This is a genomic window from Pseudoalteromonas sp. OOF1S-7, assembly GCF_022347765.1.
Lineage (GTDB): Bacteria > Pseudomonadota > Gammaproteobacteria > Enterobacterales > Alteromonadaceae > Pseudoalteromonas.
In genome coordinates this window covers 107,865-127,914 of sequence record NZ_JAKRFZ010000013.1, presented here as the reverse complement: position 1 = coordinate 127,914, position 20,050 = coordinate 107,865, and the positions used below count along the sequence as shown (strand labels likewise).

17 protein-coding genes are annotated in these 20,050 nt (G+C 49.8%); 10 read left to right on the top strand and 7 right to left on the bottom strand.

Annotated elements, in window-relative coordinates:
* Window positions 1–54 precede the first annotated feature (54 nt).
* From MHN33_RS17675 to priA, 5 genes are all read right to left on the bottom strand, one after another.
* Complete coding sequence (locus MHN33_RS17675; protein WP_239399858.1) at window positions 55–417, bottom strand: DUF971 domain-containing protein; 363 nt, start codon at window positions 415–417, stop codon at window positions 55–57.
* Window positions 418–457: 40 nt separating this feature from the next.
* On the bottom strand, window positions 458–1,786 hold the full coding sequence (gene hslU / locus MHN33_RS17670; protein ID WP_239399824.1) for an HslU--HslV peptidase ATPase subunit: 1,329 nt from the start codon (window positions 1,784–1,786) through the stop codon (window positions 458–460).
* A gap of 11 nt (window positions 1,787–1,797) precedes the next feature.
* Window positions 1,798–2,316: an ATP-dependent protease subunit HslV gene (gene hslV / locus MHN33_RS17665; protein ID WP_054016975.1), complete on the bottom strand. Its 519-nt coding sequence runs from the start codon at window positions 2,314–2,316 to the stop codon at window positions 1,798–1,800.
* A gap of 76 nt (window positions 2,317–2,392) precedes the next feature.
* Window positions 2,393–2,926, bottom strand: coding sequence for an SPOR domain-containing protein (locus MHN33_RS17660; RefSeq protein ID WP_239399822.1), 534 nt, complete (start codon window positions 2,924–2,926; stop codon window positions 2,393–2,395).
* A gap of 8 nt (window positions 2,927–2,934) precedes the next feature.
* Window positions 2,935–5,106: a primosomal protein N' gene (priA, locus tag MHN33_RS17655; protein WP_239399820.1), complete on the bottom strand. Its 2,172-nt coding sequence runs from the start codon at window positions 5,104–5,106 to the stop codon at window positions 2,935–2,937.
* 318 nt (window positions 5,107–5,424) lie between these two features.
* Here priA and rpmE point away from each other — a divergent pair, with 318 nt between their 5' ends.
* Both rpmE and MHN33_RS17645 read left to right on the top strand, forming a co-directional pair.
* Window positions 5,425–5,640 carry a 50S ribosomal protein L31 gene (gene rpmE / locus MHN33_RS17650; protein WP_082078901.1) on the top strand — a complete coding sequence of 72 codons (216 nt, stop codon included), beginning with the start codon at window positions 5,425–5,427 and terminating at the stop codon, window positions 5,638–5,640.
* Window positions 5,641–6,264: 624 nt separating this feature from the next.
* Window positions 6,265–7,506, top strand: a complete 1,242-nt coding sequence (locus MHN33_RS17645) for a malic enzyme-like NAD(P)-binding protein (protein WP_239399818.1) — start codon at window positions 6,265–6,267, stop codon at window positions 7,504–7,506.
* 69 nt (window positions 7,507–7,575) lie between these two features.
* On the opposite strand, the gene metJ is transcribed toward MHN33_RS17645, so the two are convergent.
* Window positions 7,576–7,896, bottom strand: a complete 321-nt coding sequence (gene metJ, locus MHN33_RS17640; protein ID WP_010386199.1) for a met regulon transcriptional regulator MetJ — start codon at window positions 7,894–7,896, stop codon at window positions 7,576–7,578.
* Window positions 7,897–8,196: 300 nt separating this feature from the next.
* On the opposite strand from metJ, the gene metB reads away from it, so the two are divergent.
* Both metB and metL read left to right on the top strand, forming a co-directional pair.
* Window positions 8,197–9,420, top strand: coding sequence for a cystathionine gamma-synthase (gene metB, locus MHN33_RS17635; protein WP_239399816.1), 1,224 nt, complete (start codon window positions 8,197–8,199; stop codon window positions 9,418–9,420).
* A 5-nt stretch (window positions 9,421–9,425) separates the two neighbouring features.
* Window positions 9,426–11,774 (top strand): bifunctional aspartate kinase/homoserine dehydrogenase II, encoded by a 2,349-nt coding sequence (gene metL, locus MHN33_RS17630; protein ID WP_239399814.1) that lies wholly within the window; start codon window positions 9,426–9,428, stop codon window positions 11,772–11,774.
* Between the two features lie 44 nt (window positions 11,775–11,818).
* On the opposite strand, the gene MHN33_RS17625 is transcribed toward metL, so the two are convergent.
* A complete protein-coding gene (locus tag MHN33_RS17625) occupies window positions 11,819–14,266 on the bottom strand; it encodes a penicillin-binding protein 1A (RefSeq protein WP_239399812.1) in 2,448 nt (815 codons plus the stop codon).
* A 224-nt stretch (window positions 14,267–14,490) separates the two neighbouring features.
* Here MHN33_RS17625 and MHN33_RS17620 point away from each other — a divergent pair, with 224 nt between their 5' ends.
* The 6 genes from MHN33_RS17620 (at window position 14,491) to aroK (ending at window position 20,028) form a co-directional block, all read left to right on the top strand.
* Window positions 14,491–15,570 carry a pilus assembly protein PilM gene (locus MHN33_RS17620; protein WP_239399810.1) on the top strand — a complete coding sequence of 360 codons (1,080 nt, stop codon included), beginning with the start codon at window positions 14,491–14,493 and terminating at the stop codon, window positions 15,568–15,570.
* Entirely contained in the window at window positions 15,558–16,154 is a 597-nt protein-coding gene (locus tag MHN33_RS17615; RefSeq protein WP_239399808.1) for a PilN domain-containing protein, read from the top strand. Before MHN33_RS17620 ends, MHN33_RS17615 begins: the two co-directional genes overlap by 13 nt.
* 3 nt (window positions 16,155–16,157) lie before the next feature.
* On the top strand, window positions 16,158–16,760 hold the full coding sequence (locus MHN33_RS17610; RefSeq protein WP_239399806.1) for a type 4a pilus biogenesis protein PilO: 603 nt from the start codon (window positions 16,158–16,160) through the stop codon (window positions 16,758–16,760).
* Window positions 16,760–17,299, top strand: coding sequence for a pilus assembly protein PilP (locus MHN33_RS17605; protein WP_239399804.1), 540 nt, complete (start codon window positions 16,760–16,762; stop codon window positions 17,297–17,299). The genes MHN33_RS17610 and MHN33_RS17605 overlap by 1 nt, the downstream gene beginning before the upstream one ends.
* A gap of 13 nt (window positions 17,300–17,312) precedes the next feature.
* Complete coding sequence (locus tag MHN33_RS17600) at window positions 17,313–19,358, top strand: type IV pilus secretin PilQ family protein (protein WP_239399802.1); 2,046 nt, start codon at window positions 17,313–17,315, stop codon at window positions 19,356–19,358.
* Window positions 19,359–19,509: 151 nt separating this feature from the next.
* Window positions 19,510–20,028, top strand: coding sequence for a shikimate kinase AroK (aroK, locus tag MHN33_RS17595; RefSeq protein ID WP_239399800.1), 519 nt, complete (start codon window positions 19,510–19,512; stop codon window positions 20,026–20,028).
* Window positions 20,029–20,050 lie beyond the last annotated feature (22 nt).

Genomic DNA, 20,050 nt, shown 5'->3' with positions numbered 1-20,050 from the left:
TTGGTAAAATAAGAGGCGACCACAGGTCGCCTCTTTTGTGTATATCACCGTTGTTCAGGGCGTAAATTTGATGGGTACATCGTGGCGTGATGACACACGCTGTTGATAGTCTTGCCACAGCTCCTCATGCTGCTCACTGAGCTTTCTCAGGTATTGCCAGCTGAACAGGCCGGAGTTGTGGCCGTCATTAAACACCACTCTGACCGCATAGTGACCAACCGGCTCGATTTGCTCAATAGCCACCTCCTGCTTATTGAGCACCAGTTGCTGCTGACCGGGGCCGTGTCCCTGCACCTCGGCAGAGGGCGAGTGAACACGCAAAAACTCGGCACTGAATGAGTGGCTCTGGCCATCGTCAAAGTGCACGTCGAGCATTTTTTGTAGCCTGTGGTAATGCAGTTTAGTAACTTGATACATAGACATAAAAAAGCCCGATCTTTGACCGGGCTGGGATCCGTTAAAGAATAAAGCGGCTCAGGTCTTCGTCCTGGACCAGCATATCTAAATGCTTGTCGACATAAGCGGCATCGATTGTCAGCGACTCACCGGCTTTGTCGGAGGCATCGAACGAAATCTCTTCCATCAGCTTTTCCATTACCGTGTGCAAGCGACGGGCGCCAATGTTTTCGGTTTTTTCATTGACCTGCCAGGCAGCCTGCGCGATGCGCTCGATGGCATCATCACTGAATTCAATGCTGACACTTTCGGTATTTAACAGCGCCTGCTGTTGCTCGGTTAACGAGGCATGTGGCTCGGTCAGAATACGCTTGAAGTCTTTCGCGGTGAGCGCTTCTAATTCAACACGAATAGGCAATCGACCTTGTAGTTCAGGAATAAGGTCCGATGGTTTCGCCATCTGGAACGCACCCGAGGCAATAAACAGAATATGGTCTGTTTTGACCATGCCATGCTTAGTGCTGACGGTAGAGCCTTCTATGAGTGGCAGCAGGTCACGCTGAACCCCTTCACGGCTGACATCCGGCCCGGACGCTTCGCCACGTTTACAGATCTTGTCTATCTCGTCAATGAACACGATGCCATTTTGCTCAACCGCAAAAATGGCCTGCTCTTTAAGCTCTTCCGGGTTGACCAGCTTGGCCGCTTCTTCTTCAATCAAAAGCTTGAAGGCTTCTTTGATTTTCAGTTTACGACTTTTCTTTTTGTCGCCAGACAAGTTCTGGAACATGCCCTGTAACTGATTGGTCATCTCTTCCATGCCTGGCGGCGCCATGATCTCTACCTGAGGCGCTGTTTCAGCGATGTCGATGTCGATTTCTTTGTCATCCAGCTGGCCTTCACGGAGCTTTTTACGGAAGACCTGGCGCGTAGAGCTGTTGTCACTTTGCTGAGTTTCACCCCAGGCATCTTTCGCTGGTGGCAGCAGCGCATCCAAAATGCGCTCTTCTGCGGCTTCTTCAGCGCGGTGCTTGTGCTTCTTGGTTTGCTGCTCGCGGGTCATTTTAAAAGACACTTCCACCAGGTCGCGGATGATGGTTTCGACCTCTTTGCCAACATAGCCGACTTCGGTGAACTTAGTGGCCTCAACCTTAATAAACGGGGCGTTCGCCAGTTTAGCCAGACGACGAGCAATTTCGGTTTTACCGACACCCGTAGGGCCGATCATCAGGATGTTCTTTGGCGTTACTTCGGTGCGCAGTTCTTCAGGAAGCTGCATGCGGCGCCAGCGATTTCTCAGTGCAATGGCGACGGCTTTTTTCGCTTTGTCCTGACCAATTATATGTTGGTCCAGCTCATGGACGATTTCTCTTGGGGTCATTGCTGTCATGGCAATTCCTATTACAATTCTTCGATGGTTTGGAAATTGTTAGTAAAGACGCAGATATCACCTGCGATTTTAAGGCTCTTTTCTACAATTTCGCGGGCACTCAGGTCGGTGTTCTCTATCAGTGCTGTGGCTGCCGCCTGGGCAAAGTTACCGCCACTGCCTATGGCAATAAGGTCGTGCTCTGGTTGGACGACGTCACCATTACCTGTGATGATCAGTGAGGCGGTTTCGTCTGCAACGGCCAGCAACGCCTCTAATTTGCGCAGCGCTCTGTCAGTGCGCCAGTCTTTCGCCATTTCAACGGCTGCTCGGGTTAAATGGCCCTGGTGCATTTCCAGTTTGGTTTCAAAGCGCTCAAACAGGGTGAACGCATCAGCAGTACCGCCGGCAAAGCCTGCGAGCACTTTCCCGTTGTAGAGGCGACGCACTTTTCTGGCATTGCCTTTCATTACCGTATTGCCAAGAGAAACCTGGCCATCTCCACCAATTACGACTTTGTCGCCTCGGCGAACACTCACGATAGTTGTCATAGTATTCCTTAATCAGGAGGCATCAGCCTCACCTGTAAATTCAATTAGGGTAGAGATAGGGACGATTTTACGAAGATCAAGTCCACTTCCAGATCCCACAGCTGACGATGTTTACTCGTTCCAGCTTATTCTTGTCGCTTTCGGCGCCTCGTTTGGTGTCGTAAGGGCCCAGACGGACCCGGTACCAGACGCCGTTGGAGCCTTCGGTGCGACGGATCTCTGCGATGAGTCCGGCAAAGGCCATTTTGGCTTTCATTTGCTCGGCTTGTTCATAGGTTCTGAACGAGCCGCATTGCATCTGGTATGGCCCTTTACTCTCGAGTTTCTTGACCTCGACTTTGACTTCATGATCTTTGATGTCTTTAATGAAGTCCGGTGGGCGAGGTAAGTCTTTTTCTGCTTTCGGTTGCTCTGTCTTCTTTGTTGCAGCAGGGCTGATGGCCTGTGCTTCAGGCTCGCCGTGCTGCTTGATGTACCACAGCCCATAACCAAAGGCACTGATCAGCACCAGTGTCAGTGCAGCAAAAAACTTGGGAAAGGGTTTGGCAGCCTTTCCTTTTGCGGCTTTCTTACCGCCCGGTTTCTTATTTATATAGTCGTGTTGTGCCATAACGTTTTTTAATAGGTATCCATAGGGTCAACGTCAATACTCCAGCGCACCCGGTTGGCAAGTTTGTGCTGGCCTATATAGTCAGCCAGTTGCGCCAGGTATTGATGCAGTACTTTGCGCTGCGCTGCCTGAATATGCAATTGATATCGGTATTTTCCGGCCAGGCGTTCCATCGGCGCGGGGATCGGTCCGAGCAATTGTATACCAGGGTAGGGGGTGGCTGGAACCAAATCTGACAAAAACGCCATGACCAGTTGCGAACTGGTCGCTTCCGCGCGGATCAGTGCCAGATGACTATACGGTGGCATTTGGGTTTCTTCGCGCTCGCGCAATGCATAGCGGGCAAAATCCTGATAGCCATTATTCACCAGATCCTGTAACAAAGGATGCTCCGGAAAATGGGTTTGTAATAGCACAGTGCCTGCTTCGCCACTGCGCCCGGCCCGCCCAGCCACTTGCGTGATCAGCTGGGCCATGTGTTCAGTGGCGCGAAAATCGCAGGAATATAAACCACTGTCTACGTCTAGGATCACCACCAGGTTGACATCGGCGAAGTGGTGTCCTTTGGCAAGCATCTGGGTGCCAATCAGCAGTCGGGCACCTCCCTGATTGATTTCATCCAGTGCACTTTCGAGGCTGCCTTTGCGACGCGTAGAATCACGGTCAATGCGATGTACCGGAAAGTCCGTAAACTGCGCGGATAAAAATTCTTCCAGTTGTTCGGTGCCATACCCTGTTGGCATGATCTGAGTGCTGCCACAGTCAGGGCACTGAACTGGTACAAATGCCTGCTCAGAGCAATGGTGGCAGATCAGCCTGCTAAGAGACTTGTGATAAGTCGCACTGGTACTGCAGCGGTCACAATTGCTGAGCCAGCCACATTCATGGCAGATCAAAGTGGGGGCAAAACCGCGCCGGTTGAGAAAGACCATGACTTGTTGTCCGCGGGACAGCGTGGCTGCAATGGCATCCAGACTGGCTTTGGCAAAACCGGCCTGATCTGATTGTCCTTTCATATCCACCAGCATAAAACGGTTATCCTGCTGGGTTTGTGCCCGTTTCGTGAGTGGTAGCAGTTGATAACGGTTCAGCAGTGCTTTATGCAAGGTTTCCAGTGCCGGTGTGGCGGTACCCAGGATCAAAGGGAACTGGCCCTGCGCGGCGCGATAGGCGGCCAGGTCGCGCGCGTGATAACGCAACCCGTCTTGCTGTTTGAAAGAGCCATCATGTTCTTCATCGACCACTATCATGCCCAGCGCCTGAAAGGGCAGGAAGATCGCTGAGCGGGTGCCAATCACCAGCGCAGATTCGCCCAGCTCGGCGCGACGCCAGGTGTGTAAACGCTCATTGTCGGTCAGGTTGGAGTGCCAGAGATCAATCGGGAGCCCCTCGAAACGGCGTTTAAACCGATTGACCGTTTGTGGTGTGAGGCCAATTTCAGGTACCAGCACCAGCGCTTGTTGACCGCTGGCTAAAATGGCTTCCAGGCTTTGTAAGTAAACTTCTGTTTTACCACTGCCAGTGACACCTTCCAGTAAAAAGGTACGAAACCCGGTTTGACTGTTTATTGCACTACAAGCGGTAGCCTGTTCCGGATTAAGCCTGGGTTTGCTGCCCAGTTGCAATGGCACTGACTGCCAGTGGGTGTCGGTACGTAACTCTTCCCGGATCAGAGACTTTTCCAGCAAGGCCTTGATCTGTGCCTGTGAGAAGCCCAGCGTCTTTAGTTCACTGGCAGTGGCGTCACCAGCGCTGCGTAGTTGCTCGATTAAAGCCAGTTGTTTTTTTGCTCTGAGTTGTGTGGTGTCACGCCCTGTCTCAGTGAGGGTTAATACCGGTACCTGTGTTTTGTTAACCTGTGCACCCTCACGCAGTGCGCCGGGCAGGGCGGTAAACAGAGTTTCACCTAATGGATGGCAGTAATATTGGGCACTGAAGCGCAAGAAGCCGAGGTGTTCGGGCGACAACACGGGCACAGTATCAAGCACCGACTCAACCACTTTTATTTTGTCCGCCGGCACATCGCTGTGAGATTTCAGTGCCACGACGATGGCAACGCAGTCTCTGTTAGCAAATTTGAGTCGGACCCGGCCACCCACACAAGGTTGCTGCTCTGGATCAAGGCGGTAATCAAAGGTTCTGTGTAAAGGCACTTTCAAAGCGACTTCGGCGAAGCGCATGGAGACTCCGGCATTTGAATATCAAAAGTTAAGGACTGGTGCCTGACAGCAACTAACTGTGCAGCCAGAATACGCGCTCAGTATACCGCTATACTGCAATAGTGTAAAAATGCATGTGCGCGGTCTGTGCGCTTTGTTTTCAACTGGCAATTCACGGCGTCAATTTGAAATTGTGCAAAAAATAGCAGCTAATTTGCATTTATTGCTTGTGGAATGCCCGGATTGACCCTAAAATACGCGTCCACAATTTTTGTATAACTACGTATGGTGCCAGACTTCGGGTTTGGAGAGCGATACGGCCTTAACTAGAGGTGCCCTATGAAAGAAGGTATTCATCCTAAGTACGAAACAATTTCAGCAACTTGTTCGTGCGGTAACAAATTCGAGACTCGTTCAACACTGTGTAAAGACATTCACCTGGACGTATGTTCTGCATGTCACCCGTTCTACACTGGTAAGCAGAAGATCCTAGATACAGGTGGTCGTGTTGATCGCTTCAACAAGCGCTTTGGTGCGCTTAGCAGCAAGAAGTAAGTTTTTCTTTTGCTGTAGAAAAAGCACCTTCGGGTGCTTTTTTCGTTTCTGCGCTTCAGCTTTCTAATCTAGCTGTGTATCAGTATGATGCCAAGTGGACGGATCAGTGCTGTTTGGCTAGTAAAGTTTCCAGTAATACGTGTCTGTTGCATGTAGACCGGCTCGCAGCTGAGCGTGCCGCTGTGCCCTCAGATGACACCTATATCACAGTCCCTGCCTGCGTGAATAGCCATATTCACCTGATTAATATGCATAGCTATCCGTGCTAATGTCTAATCTATATTCATTTAAAATCTTCTAAAAGCCGCTATTTAAAGGTTAAAGTGGTTTAAATGCTGTAATTGTGATTTTATTCCGGGCTTTATTCATTTCATTTATATTCTGCATAAAAATGACGCTATTTTGAACTGAAAATGACACTTATCAGATCATTTATACTGAGTTAAGTTTGCCGAAAAGTAGCAAAAACGTCGCTAAATCTTGCTAACTGTCAACTATCTTTGCGTTCACAGGATAGACCTGATATCGCTTGAATTAATTTTTAAAAAAGGTATGGTTTAAAGCAGTTAGCGAATTTTTATCTCACTCTCACTTTCAACTTCTTCGTTAGGAAAAAATCGCGTCATGTCAGACTTTCGTGAACAAGCGTTACATTATCATGCCCACCCCGTTCCAGGAAAAATCAGCGTTGAGTTGACCAAGCCTGCGGAAACCGTCAAGGATCTGGCTCTGGCATACAGTCCAGGTGTTGCTGAACCAGTCCGTGAAATTGCTGCCGATCCGAGCAATGCTTATCGTTACACAGGTAAAGGTAACATGGTTGCCGTTATCAGTAATGGTACCGCGATCCTGGGTTTGGGAAATCTTGGCCCTCTGGCGTCTAAGCCTGTGATGGAAGGTAAAGCGTTACTGTTTAAACGCTTTGCAGGCCTGGATTCGATAGACATCGAAGTTAAGCATCGTACCACAGAAGACTTTATCAACACGGTTGCCAATATTGCCGATACCTTCGGTGGCATCAACTTGGAAGATATCAAGGCACCTGAGTGTTTTGAGATTGAGCGTGCGCTGATTGAGCGTTGTGATGTACCGGTATTCCATGATGACCAGCATGGTACTGCAATTGTTACTGCTGCGGGTATGTTGAACGCGCTGGAGATCCAGGGCAAGAACATTCATGACGCCATTATCGTGTGTCTGGGTGCCGGTGCAGCCGCCATCGCGTGTATGGAGTTGTTGATCAAGTGTGGTGCACAACGTGAACACATTTATATGCTTGACCGCAAAGGGGTGATCCACACACGTCGTGATGACCTCAATGAATACAAGAAGCTGTTTGCCAATAACACAGACAAACGCACTTTACAGGATGTGATTGAAGACGCTGATGTGTTTGTTGGTGTGTCTGGTCCGGATCTGTTGTCGCCAGAAGACCTTAAGCTGATGGCTAATAAGCCAGTGGTCTTTGCGTGTTCTAACCCGGACCCGGAGATCAGCCCTGAAGTAGCGCATGGTGCACGTGATGACTTGATCATGGCTACGGGTCGTTCAGATTATCCTAACCAGGTGAACAACGTACTGTGCTTCCCGTTTATCTTCCGTGGTGCACTGGATGTGCGTGCAACGGCCATTAACGATGAAATGAAGATCGCAGCAGTAGAAGCCATTCGCAGCATTGCTAAAGAGCCGGTGCCTGCTGAAGTGCTGAAAGCGGCTGATGTTGAAAGCCTGGAATTTGGTGAACATTACATTATTCCTAAGCCAATGGATCCGCGTCTGTTGCCGCGTATTGCCAGAGCGGTGGCTGAGGCGGCGGTTGAATCCGGTGTCGCGCAAATAGAGATGCCAGAAAATTATATGGCATAAGCCGGTCCGAGCAAAAAAAGCCTCACATTGTGAGGCTTTTTTTGTTGTTGTGCACTGGTGCCGACGAGGTTATTCTTCGTTGATCTCTGGAATTTCCAGACCCATTTCCGTCATGATCTGACGCACTTCTGCCGGGATCTTCTCCGGATTATCTTTGCGCAGGTCTTCGTCACCAGGCAGTGGCTGGCCGGTAAAGGCATGCAGGAATGCCTCACACAGTAATTCACTGTTAGTCGCGTGGCGCAGGTTATTGACCTGACGACGGGTACGCTCGTCGGTCAGCACTTTAAGCACGTTGAGTGGGATAGAAACAGTAATTTTTTTTACCTGTTCTGATTTCTTACCGTGTTCTGCATAAGGGTGAATATATTCACCGTTCCATTTAGCCATAGTGGTGTACTTGCCTCAGTGTTGTAGATGCAATGCGAATAAGACTGTGTACTGTGTATGGATCCAACCGTGACACGCAGGCTCTCTGTTGGCAATGTTGCACGTCATTTGCCATAGTTTAAGCTCAAATACTCAGTCTTATTAGCATAGAGTTCGCGTTGAGTGGCGAAATTTTATCGGTTTAAAAAAGATAGTCAAATACTAGTTATTTAGCCATTTAGCGGTATAAATGTTTTGACTTCTAACATTTGTTCATCTAACCTTTTAGACGTCTAAACATCCAATTAATCCAGGTGACCTATGAGCCAAAGCAACAAGTCAACCATAGCGGTACGTACAGGCATTGATGCCGACAAGCATCATGGTGCGGTGGTGCCGCCGCTTTATTTGTCGACCACTTACTCTTTTGCTGACTTTGATAAGAAGCGTGATTACGATTATGGCCGCAGTGGCAACCCGAATCGCGATATTCTAGCGCAAACGCTGGCGGAGCTCGAAGGTGGGGCTAAGGGTATCATTACGGCCACCGGTATGGCTGCCGTTCACCTGGTGACTCAGTTGCTGAATGCCGATGATACTTTGGTGATCCCTCATGACTGTTATGGTGGCAGCTATCGCTTGTTTACCTCACTGGAAAAGCGTGGCTTGCTCAAGGTCAAAGTGCTCGACTTGACGCGCACTGAGAGTTTGCAGGAGATCCTGGTCATCAAACCTAAGCTGGTCTGGATTGAAACACCCAGCAACCCCATTTTACGATTAACCGATATCAAAGCGGTCACCGATGTGGCTGCACAGTGTGGTGCATTGGTCGCGGCCGACAATACTTTTTTGTCGCCGGCGCTGCAAAACCCCATCGCATTTGGTGTCGACATCGTGGTGCACTCAACGACTAAGTATATCAATGGTCACTCGGATGTCGTCGGCGGGGCGGTGATCGCCAAGACCGAGGAGCTGGGTGATGAGCTGGCATGGTGGGCGAACAATATCGGCATCACAGGCGCGCCGTTTGACAGTTATCTGACATTACGCGGTTTACGTACGCTCAACGTGCGTCTGAAACAACATCAGGAAAATGCACTGGCGATTGCACGCTACCTTGAGCAATCTGACTTTGTTAGCCAGGTGTATTACCCAGGGCTACAAAGCCACCCTCAACATGCACTGGCTAAGCAACAGCAACAAGGATTTGGTGGCATGGTGAGCTTTGATATTAAAGGTGAGCTGGCGGATGCGGCCAAGCTTCTGACCAGTGTAAAGCAATTTTCACTGGCAGAGTCTTTGGGCGGAGTTGAGAGTTTGATTTGTCATCCGGCGACCATGACGCATGCGGGAATGGAACCGGCGGCGCGTTTGGAAGCGGGGGTCGGCGACACGCTCATCCGTATTTCTGTGGGTATTGAGGAAATTGACGACTTATTGGCAGATTTAGAGCAGGCTTTTGCGGTGGTAAAAGCCAGGCAAGGCAGCCCCAGTGATAATGCGAAGGATTTTAAGCTTTCGCCAGCACATACGGCATTGTGGTAGAAGAAATGACAAAAGCAGTACATAAATTCGGTGGCTCGAGCCTGAGTTCGGCTACACGCTATCAGGCAGTTGCCAATATCATCATTGGGCAATGCCAAAGTGGTGACTGTATCGTGGTATCGGCGGCAGGGAAAACTACGAATACGTTGGTGGCCTTGTGGCAAAGTTACCAGCAGCAAGACGGGCAGGCTTTCAGTGACATTTTGCTCCAGGTAGAAAATCATCAGTTGCAACTGATCAGTGAGTTGTTCCCGGCTGCGCAGCAAGCACCGCTGGTGGCAAAGTTACGTGATGAACTAAGCCGTATTGGGCGTCAGGCACAGTCACGTCAGTTGCTCGAAGCGCCACTTTTGGCGTTTGGAGAGGTTTGGTCGGCACGTTTACTGGCTGCCTTGTTGAATACCCTGAACATTACTGCGCAAGAGGTTGATGCGCGCACTTTGTTTACTCAGCATCAGGGACAGCTGATGCACAGCCTGAATCGCAGTGCCTGTCATCAGGCGCTTGCTCAGGACAAAATTTACGTGGTCACCGGATTTATTGCCGCTGACAGTGAAGGCAATACGGTCACGCTGGGGCGTAACGGCAGCGATTACAGTGCCACCCTGTTGGCCAGCTATCTGGATGCGGCGTCTGTGTCTATCTGGACAGATACACCGGGTGTGTTCAGCACCGATCCGCGTAAAGTAGGTAATGCCATCAAATACAGCAAGGTATGTCGTGCCCAGGCTAATTTACTGGCCCGTCTTGGTAATCCGGTGTTACATGCCAAGACATTATCGCCGTTGAAAGAAACCGCAATTAAGTTGCAGGTACGCAGCAGTTTTGAACCTGATGTGCAGGGTACTGAAATCGTCAAACAAGGCTATAGCAAAGAGAAGCGTTTTGTAACTACCTTTGGCGAACTGGACTTGTTGCGCGTCGATACCCTGGTGTCGGGCGAAGTTGGCGCGCTTAGCCAGCTGATTCAGCATGGTATTCATCACTTTAATCAAAATGGGGAAGATTATCTGCTGGTGCCCAGCGAGTTTACCCATCAGGTTGTACTGCGCCTGAGTGGCCGGGTAACCATTGTTGAATCTCATTTACGTGGCTTTGCAGTGGTGGCGCCCAGTCCGGACATTGCGCCATTAGTGCGTCAGGCACAGGCTGTGCTAGACGAACAAGCCGTGGTGGTACGCTTTACTCACAGTGCAACAGAATACGCCTTGTTCCTCACGGATCAGGCAATTGACAGTGATGTGCTGGCTATTTTACATGACAAGCTGGTCAATAAAGGCCGAGAACTGGCAGTGATCATTGCCGGTTTGGGCAACGTGGGTGAGGTATTTCTCAGCCAGTGTCAGCAACAAATAGCGAGATTGCAAAGCCAATTTGATCTCAAAGTGGTTGCGCTGCTGCGTTCACAGAAAATGGTGTTCTGCCCGAGCGGCCTGACCTTATCGCAATGGCAACAGCAATGGCAAAGTGAAGCACAGGATTACTCGCATGAAGAGCTGCTGGATCGCATCAGTGAACTGGATTACGAACACAAAGTGGTGATTGATATCACCGCCAGCGAAACATTTAGTCAGCTTTATCCAGACTTTGCGGCACATGACTGTCATTTGATCAGTGCCAATAAGTATGCCGGTACCGCTGCGCATGAGTGGTACCAGGCACTGCGCACTCAGTTGCAGGAACGCAATCTGTTGTGGCGCTATAACACCAGTGTAGGCGCCGGATTGCCTGTGAACTTTGCGCTGGCCGATCTGCAAAACAGTGGTGACAAGGTCGTACGAATTGAAGGTGTGTTTTCTGGCACTTTATCCTGGTTGTGCAGTAGTTTTAATGGCGAACGGCCTTTCTCTGAGCTGGTCCTGGCTGCACAGCAGATGGGTTATACCGAGCCCGATCCCCGTGAAGATCTGTCTGGTCGGGACATGCAGCGTAAACTGTTGATCCTGGCCCGTGAACTAGGGCTAAAACTGGAGCTTGACGACATTGCGCTTGAGGCGCTGATGCCAGCATCTCTGGCACAAGGTAGTTGGGAAGCGTTCCTGGCGCGCAGGGATGAACTCGATGCTTTCTATCAGCAACGTGTTGAGGTTGCGGATTCACAAGGCAAAACTCTGAGGTATACGGGGGCGCTGGAAATCGATGCCTCTGGTGCAGTACAGGCCAAAGTGGGGATTGCGCAGGTCGCTCAGGGAAGCGCCATTGCCAATCTGACCCCGGGGGATAACATTTTTGTTATTACGACAGGGTGGTATGAAAAAAATCCGCTGGTGATCCAGGGGCCTGGTGCGGGTAAGGAAGTCACCGCGGCGGGGATCCACTCCGATTTGTACTGGTTAACCCAGCAGCTGAGATAAGCATAAAAAGGCCGGTCACTGACCGGCCTTTTTAGTCATGGCTATCAGAACAACTCTTCCGTATCCGGTAGCTGTTCTTCAAAGGGTGTACTTGAGCCCGTTTCCAGTACATATTTGCTTGGAGCAGTACCGCGTTCAAAGTACTCGAAGCGACTGGTGTGGTCGTTGCGCTCGCTTAGCAGCCCGGTTTTTAAATCAATACGCACCGACACCAGGCCTGGTGGTGGGTCAATTGGTGCCAGGGGTTCGTCTTTTAATGCTGTGCCCATAAACTGCACCCAGCCCGGTAGTGCGGACGTGGCACCGGCTTCCGCCCCGACCACCTGTTGCTTGCCGAGGTTGGCATTATAAGCGGCTCGACCCAGCGATTTACCGGGATCGTCAAAGCCAACCCATACTGTGGTTAATACGTTGCGATTAAATCCGGTGAACCAGGTGTCGACAGAGTTATTGGTGGTGCCGGTTTTTCCCGCCAGATCTTTGCGCTTAAGTGCCTGAGCGCGCCAGCCTGTGCCACTCCAGCCGGTTTTGTGCTTCCAGCTACCGCCACCCCAGACCACGCTTTTCATAGCGTCGGCAATCAAAAAGGCATTTTGTTCGGAGATGATACGCGGTGCACAGGTATATTGATCGACTTCCCATTCATCCTCTGAACAGACTTTCAACGGCTGGGCGGCGCCCAGCAGGTTACCGTAACTGTCGGTGAGTTTCTCTATAAAGTAGGTTTCGACCAGATGGCCGCCATTGGCAAAGGCACTCATACCACGCGCCATTTCCAGTGGGGTCAGCGAAGCACTGCCCAGCGCCAGTGATTCGCTGCGTACAATGTCTTCGTTATTGAAGCCAAACTTGAGAATATGATCGGCGGCCTCATTCAGTCCCATACCCCGCAGCAGGCGCACAGACACGACGTTTTTCGACTGGGCAAGTGCTCGGCGGATACGGATGGGGCCACTGTAAACGTCGGGGCTGTTCTTGGGACGCCAGGCCACACCCATACTTTTATCCCAGTGATTGATGGGCGCATCGTTTATGATAGTTGACAGGGTGTAACCCGCTTCCAGTGCACCAGAATAAATGAAAGGCTTGATATTAGAGCCAACCTGGCGTTTGGCCTGAACGGCACGGTTATACTGACTTTGCTGGAAACTGTAGCCACCCACTAAGGCTTTGATACGACCACTTTGTGGGTCGAGAGAAACCAGTGCACTTGCCGGTTGTGGCAGTTGGCTTAGCAGCCAGTCCTGATCTGTTTCACGCACCCAGATTTGCATCCCAGGCGCCAGAATGTCGCTCGCCAGTTTGGGTGGCAAACCCTGACGACGCTCCGTGATATAAGCGCGTGCCCACTTTAATCCAGACCAGGGCACAGTGATCTCAGTGCCATTCTTTAACAGTACGGTAGCGCTTTGTTCGTTAACTGCTGTAACAACCCCGGCGCGCAGCGGGTCTATTTCTTTGACCTTCTGGAGCTTTTCCAGGATCTTGGCGGTTGTCCAGAGCGACTCTTCTGCCTGCCAGTATTGTGCCTCAGGCCCGCGGAAGCCATGGCGCATATCATACGCGTGCAGGTTGTCGATCAGTGCTTGCTGAGCCGCAGCCTGAATGTCGGATTCAACAGTGGTGTAGACCTTAAATCCCGAATTGTAGGCCTGATCCTCACCATAAGTTTTCACCATATAAGCCCGGACCATTTCCGAAATATAGGGGGCATAGAGTTCTATCTCGGCGCCATGGCGCTTGGCCGTGATTGGTGCCTGAGTGGCTTCGTTATACTGCGTCTGAGAGATATAACCCTCAGTGAGCATTCTGCCCAGCACAACGTTACGACGCAATTTGGCACGTTGCGGGTTGCGGATAGGGTTAAGTGCTGAAGGGGCTTTGGGTAAACCAGCCAGCATGGCCATTTGTGGCAATGTGAGTTCATGAAGTTCTTTGCCGTAATACACCTGCGCCGCGGCTCCGATCCCAAAAGCACGGTGGCCCAGTTCTATTTTGTTCAGATAAAGCTCCAAAATTTCATCTTTATTCAGTAACCGCTCGATATGCAGAGCGATGAAGATTTCTTTCACTTTACGGATATAGGCTTTTTCACGAGTCAGGAAGAAGTTTCGTGCCAGCTGCATGGTGATGGTACTGGCGCCCTGTTTTTTCTCGCCAGTACTGACCAGTACGATAAAAGAGCGGACTATGCCAATCGGATCGATACCAAAATGGTCGTAAAAGCGGTTGTCTTCGGTGGCCAGAAAGGCTTTGAGTAAAGGCTCGGGAATGTCATTAATTTTAACCGGAATACGGCGTTTCTCGCCAAACTGGTTGATCAGTTTGCCGTCGCGGGTAAAGACCTGCATCGGGGTTTGCAGCTGTACATCTTTTAAAACCTTAACACTGGGAATGTCTGATTTGACATAGTAATAAAGGCCGAACAGGGTAAGCAGGCCCAGTGTCGTGCAAAGCAGTATCAGGTGTAGTAATCTTTTTAATAAATTCACGAATTTATCTCTAGCGAGACTCCCAATTACAATCGGACACTGCTAGTATATCCTGATTAAAAAACGATTAATAATTTTTGCGTAAATTACTTTGTGCCTAATTAAGGTGCGTGGGAGTGTGGCCGAAAGTTGGCAAGTAGTACAATGCTTTTCGCCAAACTGTACCTAAATGACTAAACTCTTAATTAACACTGTACAGAATTCTGGATACTTGGGCTAATGGCATGTTGCGTCAATTCTTAAAAAAACAAGCACCCATGATGGTCGGGGTAGACATAGGGTCACACTGTGTGAAGGCCGTGTTGCTGGCTGAATCAAGCGCGGGTTACCGGGTGGAAGCTGTGGCCATCGAACCATTGCCTAAGGGGGCCATGAAAGAGCGTGCCATCCAGGATATTGAAGCGGTCGGTAAGGTCATCAGCAAAATACGCAAGCGTCTTCCTAAAACCAGCCATTTCGCCGCTGTTGCAGTGTCCGGGCAAACTGTTATCACTAAAATGATATTTATGGATGTCTCGTTAAGCGATGCTGAATTGGAGTCACAAATTGCCATTGAAGCTGACAGCTTGATCCCTTATCCGCTTGACGAAGTGAGTCTGGATTTCGAAAAACTGACAGTCAATGAAGCGGATCCTTCCAAGGTCAATGTGTTGTTATCAGCGGCCAGAACAGAAAGCGTTCAGGCACGCGTGAGTGCACTGGAAGAAGCTGGCTTGAGAGCCAAAGTCGTGGATGTCGAAAGCTATGCGCTGGCACGCTCTGTGGAAGTTTTATATGGTCAGTTACCATCGGACGCCTACGACAAAGTCGTGGGGATCATCGACATTGGTGCCGTGGTCACCTTGGTGAGCGTAGTGCAGTCTGGCAAAACCTTGTATACCCGGGACCAGGTGTTCGGTGGGGAGCAATATACCAATAGTATTGTTGCTTATTACAATAAGAGTTTTGATCAGGCTGAGCTGGCAAAAACCACCGGCGATCTGCCACCCAACTACACCTTTGAAGTGCTCGCACCTTTTCAGACATCATTACTACAACAGGTACGTCGTGCACTGCAAATGTTTATGACCACCAGTGGCCAGGAGCAGGTCGATTACATTGTTTTGACCGGCGGTACTGCGCAGGTTGAAGGGCTTGATCGCCTACTTGTCGATGAACTGGGTGTGCATGCGATTGTGGCCGATCCGTTTGCGAATATGGAAATAGCACCTAAAGTGGATCGGGGTGTGCTGGCCAATCACAGAGCGCAGTTTGCTATTGCTACCGGGTTGGCATTGAGGAGCTTTTCATCATGCCACATATAAATTTATTACCCTGGCGTGAACAGCAACGGCAGGCTTCACAGCAAAAATTCCTGACCATACTGGGGATCATTGTGGCCGCCAGTCTGGCGCTAATGTACGGCATTGGTGCGTTTTACGACACCCTCAAAGAAGGGCAGGAAATTAAAAATCGCTATCTTTCCAGCGAGATAAAAAAACTGGATAAGCGGATCGGTGAAATCCAGGGGCTTAACCAGCAAAAAGAAAACCTGCAACGCCGTATCCGGCTGATAGAAGAGCTACAGAGCAACCGAAATCTGGGCACGCAGATCATTGATGAAGTGGCGCGGGTGGTGCCGGCAGGCGTCTACCTGACCAGCCTGGAACGGCAGCAAAACATGATCAAAGTCATCGGTCGAAGTGAATCCAATAACCGTTTGTCGCAAATGCTGCGGGCTGTAGAGTCGTCCTATTTACTGCGTGATCCCCTGCTGCAGGGGATCGTTGCGGGTGAGCGAGAAGAGCGCTTGCTAAGCAATTTTACGATGAACTTTTACGTCAAAACTTTTGCTCAAATGGAAAAAGAGCGCGCCGAGCAGGCTCAGACAAAACAGGCGGAGAATTAGGCCATGAAATTTGATCTGAAGTCGCTACAGGAGATCGACTGGAACGAAATTGAGCTGGACAACATTGGCGAATGGCCTTTGCCGGTAAAAGTCATATGCTGCGCAGTGGTGGTCGTGATCATGCTGGTGATAGGCTACAGCATGTTGGTTTCAGCGTCAGTGGCCAGCTTTGAGCGAGCAGTAAAAGAAGAAGAAGACCTGCGTACCAGTTATCGTATTAAGTATGGCCGTGCGAATAACCTGGAGTTATACCGCCAGCAAATGCAGGACATGGAAGCGCAGTTTTCTCAATTGCTAAGAAAGCTGCCAACCTCCAATGAAACACCGGGCTTACTTGATGATTTAACGTATGTGGGCACCTCCAGTGGCCTGACGTTTTTAAAAATTGGCTGGTTACCTGAAGTTAAGAAAGAGTTTTATACTGAGCTGCCGATCAACCTCGAAGTGGTTGGGACCTATCATGAATTTGGTGAGTTTGTCAGTAAAGTTGCGCAACTGCCGCGTATTGTGAGTTTGCATGACTTCCGTATTGAAGGTGCAGGCAATAACCAACTGGTGTTCAGCGTAGTGGCAAAGACGTATCGCTATGAGCAGGAGGCGGAATAATGAGATACCTGCTCGTATTGCTTACGGTGACCGTGTTAACGGGGTGCAACGATAACACCGCTGAACAAAAAGAATTTATTGATCGGGTTCAGGCCAATGCCACCCCGAGCATTGACCCAATGCCTGAAATGGCCCGGTTTGAGCATTTCTCCTACAGTGCTGGTAAACTGCGTAGCCCTTTTGTGGCACCGCAGCCGGAAGTCATTGAAAGTCGCCTGGTGCAAGTGAAAAACTGTTTGCACCCGGACCCTAATCGTCCCCGAGATCCGTTGGAAAAATATGCTCTGGATAACTTGGTCATGAAGGGCACTATTACGCGCGGGGAGATAGTATGGGCTCTCATCCGTGCTGGTGAGCAAGGCTTGTTCAGAATTAAGAAAAATGAATATATGGGTTTGTATCACGGTAAAGTTATCAGTGTACAGGCCGATCATCTGGAGCTGATGGAGCTGATCCCGGATGGGACTGGGTGCTGGAAAGAGCGTCTCAGCAAAGTCGAAATGGTAGAAGCCGAGGACGTCGGTGCCAGTGAAGAATAAAAAAGGTGAAAATATGATTGCGCGCGACGGGATCAAACACGTTGTGAAAACTCTGATGGGCGGCATTTTAATGGGGGCTGCACTGTTCGCCCAGGCAATGCCTATGCTGTACGATGTCCGCTATAACCCGGTGCCTAATGGAGAAACTGAGTTACAGCTCGTGTTTGATGAAAAGCTGGCGGTTGAACCGAAAGTACAGGTGCTCAATGAACCTGCCCGGATCGAGCTGTTTTTCCCGGATGCAGAGTATGAAGAAAGCCTGGAACTGCTGAAGGTTAATAAAGCGGGTATCGAGCAGATCAAAAGCAGAATGGAAAGCGGGGGATTTGTCCTCAGCGTCGAAATGAAAGCGCTTAAGCTCTACCGAACTGAGGTCAAGAACAACCTGGTTTATGTCAAAGTATCTGACCAGCCGATCCCGATTGCCAGCGATGACGTACTGCCAGACGCCCTGCACAGTGCCATGAATCGGATCCAGAATGTCGATTTTCGCCGCACAGAGAAGGGCGCTGCGCAGATCCTGGCTTTTCTGGACTCCAGCCAGGCAGCAATTGATGTGCAGGAACGCGGTGGACAGATCTACGCCGACTTTCATCATATCGCCATCCCTGATGAGTTACTGTACGAACTGGATGTGGTTGATTTTGGCACGGTAGTCAGCACAATAGAAACCTTTCGGGAAGAAGGTAAGAGCCGCTTAGTGATCAAGCCCAATGGGGCGTTTAAATTCAATTATCAGCAATTGGACAATATTTTTACCCTGACGGTAGAAAAAGACGAGCAGGAGTTCTCCTACGCAGAGAAGAAAAACTACCAGGGTCAGCCAATCACGTTAAACTTCCAGGATATCCCAATTCGTTCGGTGTTACAGATCATCGCCGATACCAATAATTTTAACCTGGTCACAAGTGACTCGGTAACAGGGAACATCACGCTGCGTTTGGACGGTGTACCCTGGGACCAGGCGCTGGATGTGGTATTACGGGTAAAAGGGCTGGATAAACGCATGGAAGGGGCGATTTTAATGGTGGCACCATCTGAAGAGTTGGCCGCCAGAGAAGCCAAAGAGCTCCAGGCAAAGCGTCAGGTTGAGGAGCTGGAGCCACTTTACAGTGAGTATATTCAGCTCAATTACGCCAAAGCGGAAGAGTTTGCAGATCTGCTTAAAACGGACGAAAACTCGATCATCAGTTTGCGTGGCAGCGTTTCTGTTGATAAGCGTACCAACACCTTATTAATTAAGGACACTTCACGCAGTATCGAGAATGTCAGACGCATGGTAGAAACGCTGGATGTACCGGTCAAGCAGGTGCGTATTGAGTCACGCATGGTGACTGTATCAGACAACGTACAGGAAGATTTGGGGATCCGCTGGGGATTCAGCGATCAACAAGGCACAGATGCTATTTCAGGAACGCTTGAGGCCACCAATAAACTATCCGGGGGGACCATTCCCGATTTGGCCGAGCGCTTGAACGTGAATCTGCCGGTGCAAAACCCAGCTGGCAGCTTGGGCATGCACATTGCCAAACTGTCAGACGGAACCCTGATTGATTTGGAGCTGTCGGCGCTGGAGCAGGAAAATAAAGGCGAGATCATTGCAACGCCCAGTATTACCACGGCCAATCAGAAGACAGCGCGGATTGAGCAAGGTACCGAGATCCCGTATGTGGAATCTGCCTCAAGTGGTGCCTCAACCGTGCAGTTTAAAAAAGCGGTACTGAGTTTGGAAGTGACACCGCAAATTACCCCGGATAATAAAATTATTTTAGATTTGGTCATAACTCAGGATACGCGGGGTGATACCGTACAGACCGCCAATGGCCCGGCAGTCGCAATCAATACGCAAAGGATCCAGACTCAGGTGTTGGTAGAGAATGGTCAAACTGTTGTGCTGGGAGGGATTTATCAGCAGGAAATGACCAATGCGGTGAGCAAGGTGCCTGTCCTGGGTGATGTTCCCTATTTAGGTGTCATATTTAGGAACACACGAGAAATCAATGAAAAGAGAGAGTTATTGATTTTTGTGACGCCCAAGATCATGCATGACTCACTCTAGTCAGACTAAAATAATAATAATGGGCGTGAAAGTTACCTTTTGACTTGAAATCACGCAGTGAATGCTGAGATAATCCCCTCCTTAATTTTGGGGCCAGGTCGTTAGGCGGGGTTTTATTTCAAATTTTAGAGTTCGTTTGTACTAAAAAGATATGGCTGAGAAACGTAATATATTTCTGGTAGGCCCAATGGGGGCTGGTAAGAGCACGATTGGTCGTCACATTGCGGACCAATTACATCTGGAGTTCTTCGATTCAGATCAAGAAATCGAGCGCCGTACGGGTGCCGATATCTCCTGGGTGTTCGATATTGAAGGGGAAGAAGGGTTTCGTCGTCGCGAAGAGACCGTGATTTCTGATCTTACCGAAAAGCAAGGCATCGTATTGGCTACTGGCGGCGGCTCGGTCATCAGTAAAGAGGTACGTAACAAACTATCTGCTCGTGGTATTGTGGTTTATCTAGAAACCCCGATTGAGAAGCAAGTAGCGCGTACACAACGCGATAAGCGTCGTCCGTTGCTTCAAACAGAAGAAGATTCACGCGACGTATTAGAGCGTCTGGCAAGCGAACGTGAACCACTATATAAAGAAGTGGCTGATCACGTGGTACGCACAGATGAGCAAAGCGCCAAAGTGGTCGCAAATCAAATTATTGAGAAGCTAGATTTCTAAACATGTAGGCTAGATAGGAGGA